General features: G+C 30.4%; 9 protein-coding genes. All 9 read left to right on the top strand.

Translation table 11 applies throughout. The features are described 5' to 3' along the window. Positions 1–550 precede the first annotated feature (550 nt). The 9 genes from ACQPUY_RS08215 to ACQPUY_RS08175 all read left to right on the top strand — a co-directional run bounded on the left by ACQPUY_RS08215 (position 551) and on the right by ACQPUY_RS08175 (position 16,198). Positions 551–7,198: a discoidin domain-containing protein gene (locus ACQPUY_RS08215; RefSeq protein ID WP_430840666.1), complete on the top strand. Its 6,648-nt coding sequence runs from the start codon at positions 551–553 to the stop codon at positions 7,196–7,198. A 212-nt stretch (positions 7,199–7,410) separates the two neighbouring features. Continuing rightward, positions 7,411–8,139, top strand: coding sequence for a GntR family transcriptional regulator (locus ACQPUY_RS08210; protein ID WP_430840665.1), 729 nt, complete (start codon positions 7,411–7,413; stop codon positions 8,137–8,139). Positions 8,140–8,203: 64 nt separating this feature from the next. Next, a complete protein-coding gene (locus ACQPUY_RS08205) occupies positions 8,204–9,367 on the top strand; it encodes an SIS domain-containing protein (protein WP_430840664.1) in 1,164 nt (387 codons plus the stop codon). Positions 9,368–9,507: 140 nt separating this feature from the next. Continuing rightward, positions 9,508–10,362, top strand: coding sequence for a tagatose bisphosphate family class II aldolase (locus ACQPUY_RS08200; protein WP_430840663.1), 855 nt, complete (start codon positions 9,508–9,510; stop codon positions 10,360–10,362). 103 nt (positions 10,363–10,465) lie between these two features. After that, positions 10,466–11,779 (top strand): class II D-tagatose-bisphosphate aldolase non-catalytic subunit, encoded by a 1,314-nt coding sequence (locus ACQPUY_RS08195; RefSeq protein ID WP_430840662.1) that lies wholly within the window; start codon positions 10,466–10,468, stop codon positions 11,777–11,779. Positions 11,780–11,937: 158 nt separating this feature from the next. Continuing rightward, complete coding sequence (locus ACQPUY_RS08190) at positions 11,938–13,431, top strand: 4Fe-4S dicluster domain-containing protein (RefSeq protein WP_430840661.1); 1,494 nt, start codon at positions 11,938–11,940, stop codon at positions 13,429–13,431. Between the two features lie 297 nt (positions 13,432–13,728). Then, a complete protein-coding gene (gene groES / locus ACQPUY_RS08185; RefSeq protein ID WP_430840660.1) occupies positions 13,729–14,013 on the top strand; it encodes a co-chaperone GroES in 285 nt (94 codons plus the stop codon). Positions 14,014–14,027: 14 nt separating this feature from the next. Continuing rightward, positions 14,028–15,653, top strand: a complete 1,626-nt coding sequence (groL, locus tag ACQPUY_RS08180) for a chaperonin GroEL (RefSeq protein ID WP_430840659.1) — start codon at positions 14,028–14,030, stop codon at positions 15,651–15,653. A 155-nt stretch (positions 15,654–15,808) separates the two neighbouring features. Further along, a complete protein-coding gene (locus tag ACQPUY_RS08175; RefSeq protein ID WP_430840658.1) occupies positions 15,809–16,198 on the top strand; it encodes a hypothetical protein in 390 nt (129 codons plus the stop codon). The last annotated feature ends 23 nt before the right edge of the window (positions 16,199–16,221 follow it).

Raw genomic sequence — 16,221 nt, 5'->3', positions numbered from 1 at the left:
GGAAATGATTGACAATACATATAATGGAAATTTATAATATATTAGAGTGGTAGTTACCATATAGTAATAATATTTATGGAGGTGATTTATATTAAAGAAATTCTTATTATTAATTGATGATTGCCATTGATATATAACTTAGCCTTACTTAGATAAATATTAACAGCTCACTTTCAGATGAAATAAATTATCATAAAAATAGTTATTATATAAATTGAACTACCGTTGTAGAAATAACTTGCCCATAGATATCCTAATTTACAAGCAATATTACATTTTATATTAATATGTTTCTTAAAAATAGATTAAGATATAAATTTTAATTAATAACTAATTTATAAGAAAAAATTAATATTATTATAATTAAAGACATATCTAAGATTTATCTGTATACGATTCACATATCATATATAAATTACTAATTGATATTAGTAAATATTCACATTAGAAAATCTCAAATTTACAATAGATTAAATTCGGTGTATTAAACCGTTATGGATATATAAACATAATTAAAATAGAGATTATAAAATGAAAAGTAGGGGGAATTATGAAGAAAAAAATGATAGTCGCAAGGTTGACAGCACTTGCTATAACTACTGTTTTTGCATCAGGTATAACAATGCAACCAATTTCTGTTTATGGGTATTCTATAGAAGATGATTATAATACAGAAAATATAGATCAGCAACAAAAAGCAAACGAATATAAGGTTATTGGCGGAGTTAAAATTTATACTCAATCAGGTAATAAAGTTACTTTTGAAATGACAACTGGAGAAAAAATAAGAGTATCAACTCTAGAAGATGATGTATTTAGAATATATATGGATCCTGAAGGTAAATTTCAAGAAGAGCCAACTCCAAATTCAAAGGATCACATAACAAAAATTATTGATAAACAAGAGAGCGAGTACACTAATGTAATACCAGTGGTAGAAGATGGTGATATTATAAAGGTTTCTACAGATGCTATTGAATTAAGAGTTGAAAAAGAAACTGGTAAGATGGAGTTAATTAATAAAAATAGTAATGAAACTGTTTGGAAAGAAGCAGAGCCATTAAAATATAAAGATAATGAAACTATTCAAACCTTAGAAGCTTCAGAAGATGAATATTTTTATGGAGGCGGACAACAAAACGGAAGATTTTCTCATAAAGGGAAAATTATAAATATTAAGAATGAAAATAATTGGGTTGATGGAGGAGTTTCAAGTCCAACACCATTTTATTTTTCAACCAATGGATATGGTGTAATGCGTCATACATTTAAACCAGGACAATATGACTTCGAATCAACTGAGGAAGGAAAAGTAATTGCAAAACATGAAGAAAAACGTTTTGATGCTTATTACTTTATAGATGAAAGTCCAACAGAAATTATCAATAAATTTACTGATTTAACAGGTGAAGCTATATTGTTACCAGAATATGCATTTTATGTAGGACATGCAAATGCATATGCTCGTGATTGGGTTAATGATGAAACTGGCGAAGAATCACAAACTCAAAAACCTGGATTTGATCGTCAAGAAACCTTAATGGTAGATGCAAAAAAAGTTGTTGATGAACATATTGATAATGATATGCCTCTTGGATGGTTTTTACCTAATGATGGATATGGTGCTGGATATGGTCGTGCAGATACAATTGATGGAAATATAGCTTTATTAAAAGAGTTTGTTAATTATACAAAAAGTAAAGGTATTCAGGTTGGGTTATGGACACAAAGTGATTTAAAACCAACTGGTGTTGGAGAAGTCTATTTACAACGTGATATAGATAAAGAAGTTGGAGTGGCTGGAACAAATGCAGTTAAAACAGATGTTGCATGGGTAGGCGCTGGGTATTCATTTGCACTTAATGCTGTTAGACAAGCTGCTGAAGGAATTGAAAATAATTCATTAGATAGTGCTAGACCATTTGTTGTATCCTTAGATGGATGGGCTGGTACTCAGCGTTATGCAGGGCTTTGGTCAGGAGATCAATATGGAGGTAATTGGGAGTATATTCGTTTCCATATACCAACTTATATAGGATCAGGATTATCTGGACAGCCTAATGTAGGTTCAGATATAGATGGTATATTTGGTGGAAATAAATTAATACAAACTAGAGATATTCAATGGAAGGCATTTACACCAATTGAAATAGATATGGATGGATGGGGAAGTAATGAGAAAACTCCTTATGTATTTGGAGAGCCATATACTTCAATTAACCGTATGTATCTAAAGTTAAAGGCAGAGATGATGCCTTATAATTATACAATTGCTAATGAGGCAAGTACAGGTGGAGTGCCTATGGTACGTGCTATGATGCTAGAATATCCAAATTCATATACCTATGGAACCAATACTCAATATCAATATATGTGGGGAGAAAATTTACTAGTAGCCCCTATATATCAAGATACTGCTTCTGATTCAGTAGGAAATGATATACGTAATGATATATATCTTCCAGATGAAGATCAAATATGGATTGACTACTTTACAGGAAAACAATACAGAGGTGGCGGAGTATTAAATAATTTTGATGCACCTATGTGGAAATTACCTTTATTCGTGAAGAATGGTGCTATAATTCCAATGGCAAATGAAAATAACACTCCAGAAGATATAGATGATTCACAAAGAATATTTGAGGTATATCCGAGTGGAGATACTAGTTTTGAAGTTTATGAAGATGATGGACTAACAACAGACTATAAGGAGGGAAAATCAGCAACAACAATGATAACTTCATCAGCTCCTAAGACAGGAAAAGGAAAGGCTGTTATTAAAGCTGGATTATTAGAAGGAGATTATGAGGGGATTGTTACAGAAAGATCAACAGAATTTATAGTAAATGTTAGTGAAAAGCCAACAGATTTAGAATTAAAAGTTGGAAGCGAAAATGTTGCATTAAAAGAAGCTACATCTTTAGAAGAATTTAAAAATGGAACAAACTTATATTTCTATAATGAAAGTCCAAATCTTAATAAATATTCTACAGAAGGATCAGAATTTGAAGATGTAGAAATAATTACAACTCCTAAGCTTTACGTAAAGGTAGATAAAACAGATGTAACAGATAATGAAGTTGAATTAATTATTAATGATTTTATAAATACTCAAGATATTTCTAAAAATGAAGTAAATAATAATTTGAGTATTCCTACAAATTTCACTGCTCCGGAAGAATCAATAACTTCAAGTTCAATCGAATTAACTTGGGATGAAGTAGATGATGCAGAATCTTATGAAATTGAAATAGATGGAATAATACAAAAAAATATTATATCAACAGAATACAGTCATAAAGGCTTAGATTTTGATACTGAGTATAGCTATCGTATTCGTAGTGTAAATAAGGATGGTTATTCAGAGTGGAGTAAAGAATTAACTGCTAAAACAGACTTAGATCCATATAGAAATGTTCCTAAAGACATGACTGTTAAGTGGACAGAAGGTCAATATAGTAGCGATGCGCCAGCAAATGCTGTAGATGGAGATGATAACTCTCAATTCCACTCAAAAGGTAATGCAATTGATGTGCCATTTATAATTGATATGAAAAAAGCTTATCAAATTGAAAAGTTAGAGTTGCTATTTAGAAATGCAGGAAATGGTTCTGTAAAGCGTGCTGAAATATATAGCAGTTTAGATGGTGTGAACTATCAAAAAGTATTTAGCAATGCAAGTGATTCTGGAAATGCAGCTTGGTCTACTGATGGACAAGTAAAAACTATAGGATTTGATGCTCCAATTAAAGCTCGTTACTTTAAGATTATAACTAAGGAGTCAGTTGGTAACTTCTTAGCCATTAGGGAGTTTAGACCATATATGGTAGATGGAAGTAAAGGTCAACTTGTTGGTGACTGGAACAATGGTGGAACAATAGAAGAAGGAGATTTAACATTCCTTCAAAATTACACTGGCTTATCATCTGTAGATGCAGATTGGGATTATGTATCCATGGCTGACTTAAACTTTAACAATGTTATTGATGCTTATGATATAAGTTATGTAGCAAGCCAATTAGAAGGTGGCATTGTACCAACAGAAGGTGGAAATGTTGCTGGAGAAGTTATGCTAGTTCCTAACAAAACAAGTATTTCAGCTGGTGAAACCTTTACCGTTGATGTTGTAGGTACTGGATTATCAGATGTTAATGCCTTTAGTGCAGAGATTCCTTTAGATTCAAGTAAGTATGAATTTATAAAAACAGAAGGTGCAGTAGCAACAGCTTCTATGAAGAATTTATCAAAGATTAGGCTTCATAGTGATAATTCACAAGATCTTTACACTGTGTTTACTAATATTGGTGAGAATGTAAGACTTAATGGAACAGATACCCTTGCAACAATTACTTTAAAAGCAAAAAGTGATATTAATTTTGACTTAGCATTAAGTGATGCATTAGTAGTTGATAGTAATCTAAATTCTAAAAATGCAGTTGCTAATATTACTAATCCAGAAGAGCCATTACCAGGTGATAAAGATTCAGTAGTGAAGGTTGGAAAAGAAAGTATTACTGTAACTGGTGATGAATCACAATTACAAACAGGAATGGGATTAAGCAGATTAATAGATGGAACTACAAGTAGTGATGATAGTTCTCGTATGGATTTAAAATGGGTATATACTGCTGATCAAGCAGATAAAGGAAAGCTTCCATTTGAGATGACATTTACATTTAATGAAGCTAAGAAGTTTGATAATTTTACAATATACAATAGAACTAATGCTGATGGTAAAAATAATATTGCAGCAATGAAAAAGGTAAAAGCAGTTGGATACTTAAATGGCGTTGCAACGGATTTAGGTGAAGTATCTAATATTACAACTTCAAAAACTATATACAATTTAGAGGGTAAATCTTTTGATAAAATTGTAATTACAGCTTTAGAATCTAATAAAGATATGTACACTTTAGCAATAAATGAAATAGAATTCTATGAAGAAAAGCAACAAGCACCATCATCAATAGAATTCTTAGAAAATGCACCAACGAATATTTATATTAATAAGATAGCTCCTATATTTGCAAAAGTATTACCTGAAACTGCAAATTTAAATTATAAACTTACTTCAGAAAATGAAGAGATAGTAAAGGTTATACGTGTAGATAATGATAATTCAGCTACTTATTATTTAAGAGGGGTTAAGCCTGGTACTGTAAAGGTAAAAGCTACAACTGCTGATGGAAAGCTTAGCGTTGAACATGAAGTTACAGTACTTGATGGATTTGATAAATCTGTATTAATTGAGGCTATTGAAAAGGGTAAGTCATACTCAAAGAATAGTGAAATTTATACAGAGGAAACTTATTCCGAATTACTAAAAGCTATAGAAAATGCTGAAAAAATATTAGAAACAGCAAAGACAGAATCAGAATTAAGTTCTGCAATTATATCAATAAGAGTAGCTATAAATGGATTAAAAGAACGTGACGATGCTAATTTAAATGTAATTGATTTTAGTAATTTAGAAGCTATATTTGCTACTTCTGAAGCAGATAGTGACTTTAAGGAAAATGCTGTAGATGGAGATGAAAATACAATATGGCATTCAGGTTATCAAAGTAGTCATAAGTTACCAGTTTCAATAGTAATTAAGTTAGATAAGCCTTATAATCTTAATCAAGTTGATTATTTACCAAGACAAAGCAGTAGAAATGGACATGTAACTGAATATATTCTTGAAACTAGTTTAGATAACGAAAATTGGACAGAAGCTAGAAAAGGAACCTTCAAAGAAGCAAGTAACGGTTCAGGACTAGAAAATAAGGGCTACAATCCAATACGTTTCAATACTACTAAAGCTCAATATGTTAGATTTACTGCATTAAAAACTTTAGGTGATACTCGTGATAAATATGCAAGTGTTGCTGAACTTAAATTCTATGGACAGTCAGAAATAGATAAATCAAATTTAAGTTCTAAGATTAGCGAGGCAGAGGCATTAGTTGAAGCTGATTACACAGCAGAAAGCTTTAATGCAGTTAAGGTAGCAATTGATGCAGCTAAGGAAATATTAAATGATAATTCAGCAACTCAAGAGCAAGTTAATGAAGCAATTAATATTTTAAGTGATGCAATTGATAATCTTGTTAAGAAAGAGGATGTTGAAGAAGTTAATAAAACAGTTCTAGCAATGGCTATAGAATATGTTCAAAACTTAAAGGAAAATGGAGATCTGGAAGATGTTGTTCCAGCAGTAATTAAAGAACTTGAAGCTGCATTAGAAGAAGCTAAAGAAGTTTTAGCTAATGAAAATGCTACACAAGCTCAAGTAGATATAGCTGAAAAGAGATTAATAAACGTAATTCATATGCTAGAGTTCAAGGTGGGAGATAAGACAAAGCTTAAAGAACTTGTTGAAATAATTAAAGTTTTAGATGAAAGTAAATATACAACTTCAACTTGGAATGCGTTGCAAGTAGAGCTTGAAAAAGCTGATAAAGTAATTGCAGATGAAAATGCAATGGAAGAAGAAGTTGCTAAAACTTATGAAAGCTTAAATAAGGCATTCGCTGAATTAGAATTAGTAGCTGATAATTCTAAACTTGCACAGTTAGTAGCTGAATTAGAAGGTAAAGATTTATCTAAGTATACAACAGGAACTGTTAATAAGTTCAAGGCAGAATTAGAATATGCTAAGGGAATCTTAAGCAATAAGGATGCAAGTCAAGAAGAAATAAATGAAGCTTATAATAAGTTAATAAAAGCTTACCTTGATTTAAGATTAATCCCAGATAAATCTCTTCTTGAAGATTTAATAAGCAAGGCTGAAGCAATAGATTTATCTAAATATACTAAGGAAAGTGCTAATAAGGTAAGTTTAGCATTAACTAATAGTAGATCAATTTTAAATAAAGAAGACGTTACTCAAAATGAAATAGATGAAGCAGCAGGTGGATTAAAATCAGCTTTAGATGGTTTAGAAATTGCAAGTAACGGAAACGAAGGAAACAACGGCAACGGTAATGGAAATAACAACGGAAACAACGGCAGTGGCAATGGAAACAACGGAAGCGGAAATGGAAGCAACAATGGTAGTGGAAACAATAATGGTAATGGAAATAATAACAACAGTAATAATGGAGGTAAATTGCCAAGTACAGGAGGAACAGCATCTAGTACAATAGTATTAATAGGAACATTAACTTCATTATTAGGAGTATCTATTATTAAAAAAAGAAAGATTAAATAAGTAAAAAGTATTAAAAATAGTAGATAGACTTTATTATAAGAGTCTATCTACTATTGTATAAAAGTGGTAAGGGATATATTGACATAAAAAAATATATCCTTTAAAATAAAATTAAATAATAGATTTTAAGAAGATAAAATATGTATAGATTATAATTATTTTTTTATTAAGTATTATGATATAATTTAAATAAGATCAATGAGGTGAATTTAATGAGTGCAATAGTAGATAAAAGCTCTAGAACGCCCCTATACTTACAACTTATGAATATTTTAATAGATATAATAGAAAATAAGTTGGAGGAAAATGATCAAATACTTTCTGAAAGAGAAATATGTGAAATTTACAATGTAAGTAGAACTACTGTAAGGCAAGCTATGGATGAACTTGAAAAGGAAGGATATATATATAAGATTCATGGAAAGGGTACTTTTGTATCCCCTAAAAGAATGAATCAAGACTTAATTTCTTTTTATTCATTTACTGAGGAAATGAAAAAGATAGGGAAAACTCCTACTTCAGAAGTTACAGGCTTTGAAATAGTTGAGGCAGGAGATAAGATAAGTAAAATCTTCAAAATAGATAGGGAAGAATTATTATATAAGGTATCTAGAATAAGAAAAGCTGATGAAGTCCATATGATGTATGAAACTACATATCTTCCATTTAATAGGTTTAAGGGAATAACAAGGGAACAATTGGAAGAAAAGCCAATGTATGATGTTTTAATTAAAAATTTTAATACAAAGATTACATCAGCTGAAGAGTACTTTAGACCAATTCTAACTAATAAATTAGAAAGTATTTACTTAGATATTAAAGAAGGCTCGCCAAGCTTAAAAATAGAAAGATTCACTTATGAAAATACTAATGTAATTGAGTATACAGTAAGTGTAGCTAGGGGAGATAAATTTAAATATAGGGTGAAGTTAAATAATTAAAAATAAAATAAATTTTTTTGAGTCAACTGGTAATGACAACATTATCAGTTTGGGAGGTATTAAAATGATTTTTGGAATGGAAATGGACAAAATTAATGCTTTAGGTGCAACTTATACTGCAACTGAAATAAAGCAACAACCAAAACTGTGGTTAGAAACATACAATATAGTAAAGGAAAATGAGGAGACGATAAAAGATTTTTTTAAGAGAAGGCTTAAATCTAATACTAGAATAATTCTAACTGGAGCAGGAACATCAGATTATGTAGGTGATACAGCTTACTTGCATTTAGCAAAGACGTTGAATTTAAGAGTAGAAGCAATAGCTACAACTGATCTAGTATCAAATCCATACGAATTTATTGAGGAAGATACACCAACTATATTAGTTTCTTACGCTAGATCAGGAAATAGTCCAGAGAGTGTTGGAGCATATGATATATTTCAAGAAAATATAAAAGATATATCACAACTTGTAATTACCTGTAATAAGGAGGGGGAGTTAGCTAAAAAGGCTAGAGATTGTAATAATAATCTTTGCTTATTAATGCCTGAGCTTTCTAATGATAAAAGCTTTGCTATGACAAGCTCCTTTAGTTGTATGTTATTAGCAACATTATTAAGTTTTGATATAGAAAATATAGATAAAAATAAAAAGTATGTAGATATAGTAGTTAATCAAGGGAATGAGATTCTAGAAAATAAATGGCAAGATGTAAAAGAATTAGTAGATTATGATTCAGAAAGAATAGTTTATTTAGGGTCTGGAATATTAAAAGGATTATGTCAAGAAATGGCTCTTAAAAATCTTGAGCTTACAAGTGGGAAAAAAGTTACGGTATGTGAATCTGTACTTGGTTTTAGGCATGGACCTAAATCAATAATAAATGATAATACACTAGTTATATTTATGAACTCAACAAATAAATATACAAACCTTTATGATATAGATTTAATCAAAGAAATAAGTGGAGATTCAGGAGATCATAAATTAGCAGTAATTAGTTATAGAAAAAATGAAGAATTAAATGGATTATGTAATAAATATATAGAAATAGATGGACAAGCAATTCCGGAAGTATTCACAGTATTTAATTATATGTTATTTGGTCAGATGTTTGGGTTATTTAGTTCATTAAAATTAGGAATATCACCAGATAATCCAAGACCAGATGGAACTGTAAATAGAGTAGTAAAAGGGGTAATTATTCATAAATATAATAAATAAAACATTTAGGCAATGAATTGTTTTACTTTCTATTATTTAAATAAAAAGTAATCAAATTTTTTACAAGCAAATAAATTACTAATGATGAGAAAACACTAAGAGTAGAGAATTTAAATTTTACAAAAAGGAGTTGAAGTAATATGAAAATATTATCAACAAGAGAAATGCTAAAAAAAGCTCAAAGAGAAGGATATGCAGTACCGGCCTTTAACATTCATAACTTAGAAACATTAGAGGTAGTTGTAGAAACAGCAGCAGAACTGAAATCACCAGTAATACTTGCAGGAACTCCATCAACTATTGAATATGCAGGAGGAGAGTTTATAGTAGCAATGGCAGAAGCAGCAGCTGAAAAATATAATATTCCAATTGCAATACACTTAGATCATTTTGAGGTAATAGATGAAATAAAACACTTCGTTGATTTAGGATTTAAATCAACAATGATAGATGCATCTCATGCACCTTTTGAAGAAAATATAGAAACAGTTAAAAAGGTAGTTGAATATGCGCATAAATATGATGCAACAGTAGAAGCTGAACTAGGTAGATTAGGTGGACAAGAAGATGACTTAGTAGTAGATGAAAAAGATAGTAAGTATACTAATCCAAAGCAAGCAAAGGAATATGTAGAAAGAACAGGAATAGATTCATTAGCAGTAGCAATTGGAACAGCACATGGATTATATCATGGAGAAGCAAAATTAGATTTAGATAGATTAAAGGAAATAAGAGATGTAGTAGATGTACCATTAGTATTACATGGAGCATCAGATGTACCAGATGAATTAGTTAAAAAAGCAATATCACTTGGAATATGTAAAGTAAATGTGGCAACTGATTTAAAGATTCCATTTTCAGATGCAGTAAAGAAATACTTTATAGAAAATCCTAATGCTAATGATCCAAGAAAATATATGACACCAGGAAAAGAAGCTATGAAGAAAGTAGTTGCACACAAAATAATGGTTTGTGGAAGTAATAATAAAGCTTAATAAAATATAATAAACTAGAGAGAAAATAATATGAAGGTGAAAACTTAAGTATTATTTTCTTTCATTTTATATAGAAAATAAGAATTTTGAGAGGGTGGGTTTTATGAATCAAATAAAGGGTATGGTTAATAGGTATAAAAGTGGGAATATTGAAGGGGTATTCTCAGTATGTTGTTCGAATAGTTATGTAATTGAAGCTGCAATGACAAGGATCTTAGATAAAGATATGCCTTTAGTAGTAGAAGCAACAGCTAATCAAGTAGATCAATTTGGTGGTTATACTGGAATGACTCCAAAAGATTATGTTAATTATATATATGAGTTAGCTGATAAAGTATCTTTTCCTAAAGAGAGAATAATATTAGGGGGAGATCATTTAGGTCCTTTAACATGGAAAAATATAGATTCTGGAGAGGCGATGAATAATGCAAAAAAGCTAATAAAAGAATATGTATTGGCTGGATTTACTAAAATTCATATTGATACAAGTATGCCACTATTAGGAGATATAGAGGGGAATATTTTTGGTGACGACTTAATATCATATAGGGCGGCAGAATTGTGTAAGGTTGCAGAAAGGGCTTATTTAAACTTAAAGAAAGATAATGAAAATGCTATTCATCCAGTTTATATTATAGGAAGCGAAGTTCCAATTCCAGGGGGAGCACAAGAGGAGGAAGAAGGGCCTACTGTAACTAAGATAGAGGATTTTAAGAGAACTATAGAAACTTTTAAAAATACTTTTTATGCTTTCGGATTAGAAGAAGCATTTCAATATGTAGTTGGTATTGTAGTACAACCAGGCGTTGAGTTTGGCAGTAGTGATATTTGGGACTATAACAGAGAAGAAGCAAGAGATTTAAGTAATGCGTTGAAGGATTATCCAAATTTAGTTTTTGAAGCACATTCAACAGATTATCAAACTCAAAAAGCTTTACGACAAATGGTTGAAGATGGCTTTGCTATATTGAAAGTTGGACCAGCTTTTACTTATGGATTCAGAGAAGCTGTATTTGCATTAAATCATATAGAAAATGAAATGTTTAAATCTGATTCAAATATAGAACTATCTAATTTTATAGATATTTTAGATTCTTCAATGGAAAAGGAGCCAAAGGATTGGATAAATCATTATATTGGAACTGAATCGAAAATTAGGTTAGAAAGAAAGTATAGCTTGTCTGATAGAGCTAGGTATTATATGCCTAAGGAGGAAGTGAATTTAGCTTTAGAGAAGCTTATAAATAATTTAAGTAATATTGAAATACCTATTACTCTTATTAGCCAATTTATGCATGAGCAATATAAAAAAGTAAGAAATGGTGAGTTATCACCAAAGGTTGAAGAATTATTAAAGGATAGAATTTGTGAATATATAGATGATTATATTTATGCTATAGATGGAAAAGTGAGTTAGGTTATAAAAACTTTAATTGAAACATATAAATTTTTCTTTATAAATAAATATTTTATCATCTTTACTTCGAATATTATTAATATAACATTTGGGATAAATTAACTGATATAATAATAGGTGGTATTGAATTATATTAATTTATATAGGAGGGTTTTGGTATGTTTCAATTTGAGACTCAGTTAAAAAAATTAAAGTATGAGGTTTTAACAGAAGTTGCAAGACTAGCTAAGGATGATAACTTAACTGTTGAATCAATAGAAAGAATTCCGTATGAAATTATACAAGGTAACAAGGCTATGTATAGATGTTGCGTTTATAAGGAAAGAGCTATTGTTTTAGAAAGAGCAAAACTTGCAGCAGGGTATTTAGCAAATGGGGATAGCGTAGATGATGAATTTGTTGATATTAAAGAGGATGATCAAATCATTTATGTTATAGAGGCAGCTTGTGATAGATGTCCAATCAATAAGTTTAGTATTACAGATTCCTGTAGGAATTGTATTGCACATAAATGTAATGAGGCCTGCAATTTTGGCGCTATAACTTATGCAGGTGGAAGGGCTTATATTAATCAAGAATTATGTAAAGAATGTGGAATGTGTAAGAATGCATGTCCTTACAATGCAATTGCTGAAGTTATGAGGCCTTGCAAGAAAGTTTGTCCTACAGGTGCCTTAGATATAAATGAAAGTGATAGAAGGGCTATGATAAAAGAAGATCTTTGTGTAAATTGTGGTAGATGTATGAGTGCATGCCCTTTTGGAGCTATATCAGATAAGAGTTTAATAGTCCCAGTGGCAACAAAACTTTCAAAAGGAAGAAAAATGTATGCAATAGTTGCTCCGGCTATTACTGGGCAGTTTGGAGCTAAGATTAGTTATGGGAAAATTAAAAATGCTATTAAGAAATTAGGATTTGAAGATATGCTAGAGGCTGCTTGTGGAGCAGATGCAGTGACAGTCCATGAAAGCAATGAATTTATAGAAAGAATGGAAGCTGGAGATAAATATATGACTAATTCTTGTTGTCCAGGATTTTTAAATTATATAGAAAAGACTATGCCATCAGAAATAGAAAGAGTTTCTGGAACAGTATCACCAATGATAGCTATAGCAAGATATATTAAGAATATTGATCCAGAAACGGAAGTAGTTTTCATAGGGCCTTGTACTGCTAAAAAAAGCGAAGCTGCTAAAGAATCATTAAGAGGTGCTGTAGATTACGTTCTAACTTTTGAAGAATTATTAGCTTTGTTTAGTGCTTTTGAAATTGATGTCGAAAACTGTGAAGATGAAGTAGTTGATGAAGCTTCAATTTATGGAAGAGGGTTTGGGGCCCATGGAGGTTTAACAGCTGCTATTGAAAACTATATTAGAAGTCAGGGGCTAGAAGTTAACTTTGCTCCAGTTAAAGCTTCTGGTGGAACTGAAATTAAGAAAGCTATGACTATGGCTAAGATAGGTAAGCTTCAAGGAAACTTTATTGAAGGAATGATGTGTGAAGGTGGTTGTATCAATGGAGCTGGAACATTAGTTACTCCATTTAAATCTAAAGGAGTATTTAATAAAACTAATGCACAAGCAACTAGGAAATCAGTTACTGCTAATGAAAAATTAAAAGAGTACGAAGGCATAGATTTAGAAAGAAGATAATTAGTAAAAACTCAGCTTTTGCTGGGTTTTTATTTACAAAAGAATATAGTCTTAAATATTATATTTTTACATATAATAAAATAGTGCTTAAAAAGGAGTAAATAGATATAAGTTTAAGAAAATGGAAAGTAATTTATGAAAAATGGTAATATTTATTTATTTTAAGTCAAAAATATAAAGTGTACTGTTTGAAAAAACTAAAGTAAAAGCTTATTATAAAATTGTTAGCACTAAATGATGATGAGTGCTAATATAAAAGGGTAATCAATTTAGTTATAAAATAGGAGGGATTTTTTTATGAATATCAAACCACTAGCAGATAGAGTAGTTATCAAGAAATTAGAAGCAGAAGAAACAACAAAAAGTGGAATTGTTTTAACTGGAACAGCAAAGGAAAGACCACAAGAAGCAAAAGTTGTTGCAGTTGGACCAGGAGCTATAGTAGATGGAAATAGAGTAGCTATGGAAGTAAAGGTTGGAGACAAAGTACTTTATTCAAAGTATGCAGGAACTGAAGTTAAGGTTGATGGTGAAGAATACACTATTTTAAAACAAGATGATATTTTAGCAATAGTTGAATAAGGGAGGAATTAATTATGGCAAAGATGATTAAATTTAGTGAAGAAGCTAGAAGATCAATGCAAATTGGTGTTGATACATTAGCTGATACTGTTAAGGTTACATTAGGACCAAAAGGAAGAAACGTTGTTTTAGATAAAAAATTTGGAGCACCTTTAATAACTAATGATGGTGTTTCAATTGCAAGAGAAATTGAATTAGAAGATCCATATGAAAATATGGGAGCTCAATTAGTTAAGGAAGTTGCAACTAAGACTAATGATGTTGCAGGGGATGGTACTACAACAGCAACTCTTTTAGCACAAGCAATAATTAGAGAAGGTTTAAAGAATGTTACTGCTGGAGCAAATCCAATATTAATTAGAAATGGTATTAAGATGGCTGTAGATAAGGCTGTTGATGAAATTAAGAAGATTTCTAAACCTGTTAATGGAAAAGAAGATATTGCAAGAGTTGCAGCTATTTCAGCAGCAGATGAAGAAGTTGGTAAGTTAATATCAGATGCAATGGAAAAGGTAGGTAACGAAGGTGTTATCACTGTTGAAGAATCAAAATCAATGGGTACTGAACTAGATGTAGTTGAAGGTATGCAATTTGATAGAGGATATGTATCAGCTTACATGGTAACAGATACTGAAAAAATGGAAGCTGTTTTAGATAGCCCATTAATTTTAATTGCTGATAAGAAGATTTCAAACATTCAAGAATTACTTCCAATATTAGAACAAATAGTTCAACAAGGTAAGAAATTACTTATTATAGCTGAAGATGTTGAAGGAGATGCTATGACTACATTAGTAGTTAATAAATTAAGAGGAACTTTCACATGTGTAGCTGTAAAAGCACCAGGCTTTGGAGATAGAAGAAAAGAAATGCTACAAGACATAGCTATATTAACAGGTGGTACTGTTATATCTGAAGAGCTTGGCATAGACATAAAGGAAGTAACTTTAGATATGCTTGGACAATGCGAAAGCGTAAAGGTTACAAAAGAAAATACTACTATAGTTAATGGAAAAGGAAATAGCGAAGCTATTAAGGAAAGAGTAGCGCAAATAAGAGCTCAAATAGAAGAAACTACTTCTGAATTTGATAAAGAAAAATTAACAGAAAGATTAGCTAAACTTGCTGGTGGTGTAGCAGTAATTAAAGTTGGAGCTGCAACAGAAACAGAATTAAAAGAAAAGAAATTAAGAATAGAAGATGCTTTAGCAGCAACAAAGGCAGCTGTTGAAGAAGGAATAGTTCCAGGTGGTGGAGCTGCTTACGCTAATATTATAAATGAAGTAAATAAAGTAACTTCAGATGTACCAGATACTCAAGTTGGTATTAACATTATAGTTAGAGCATTAGAAGAACCAATGAGACAAATTGCAACTAATGCAGGACTTGAAGGTTCAGTAATTATTGAACATGTTAAGGGCTGTGAAGCAGGTGTTGGTTACGATGCTTTAAGAGATGAGTATGTAAATATGATAAAGGCTGGTATAGTTGACCCAACTAAGGTTACAAGATCAGCACTTCAAAATGCTGCTTCAGTAGCATCAACATTCTTAACTACAGAAGCTGCTGTAGTAGATATTCCTCAAAAGGATTCTCCAATGCCAGGAGCACCAGGAATGGGAATGGACGGAATGTACTAAAATTTAAGATAGATAAGTGTGCTGTTGCACAATTTTACATTAAAGAGCTGTCGTTTATGGCAGCTCTTTTTGTATATTTAAGTTTACATATTATATTGATATAATTTCAACTTTAATCTATAATTATTTAAGAATTATAAAAGTTGGAGGATATTATGACAAAGAAAAGTAGAAAACAAAAAATTATTAGAATAAGAAAGATAATAATTACAATTTTAATAATTATATTATCTTCAACTTTAATTATTAGTTATATTAATTATAAAAATACTATTAAGAAGGTAGAAATTAAGGACTCTATAAGAGAATTAATATTAACGGTGGAAACTGTTGAAATAAATGAATCCATAGATATTGAAGAAACAGATACTATATCAAATATTAAAAGTGAAAATGGATCAAAACTACAAGCATTAGAAAAATATAGCGATATAGATGATTTTAATAGTATAGAATCTTTAACTATAGCAGATGCACGAAAAATACTGAATAATGAAGTAGATTTTGAAATTAATAGAGAAGGAAATTTTGTGAAGATTAAATAAAGAAAATAACATATTGTTTTGTA

The sequence above is a fragment of the Clostridium nigeriense genome (assembly GCF_050585245.1).
GTDB lineage: Bacteria > Bacillota > Clostridia > Clostridiales > Clostridiaceae > Clostridium > Clostridium nigeriense_A.
This window is presented reverse-complemented; position numbering and strand designations above follow the sequence as displayed.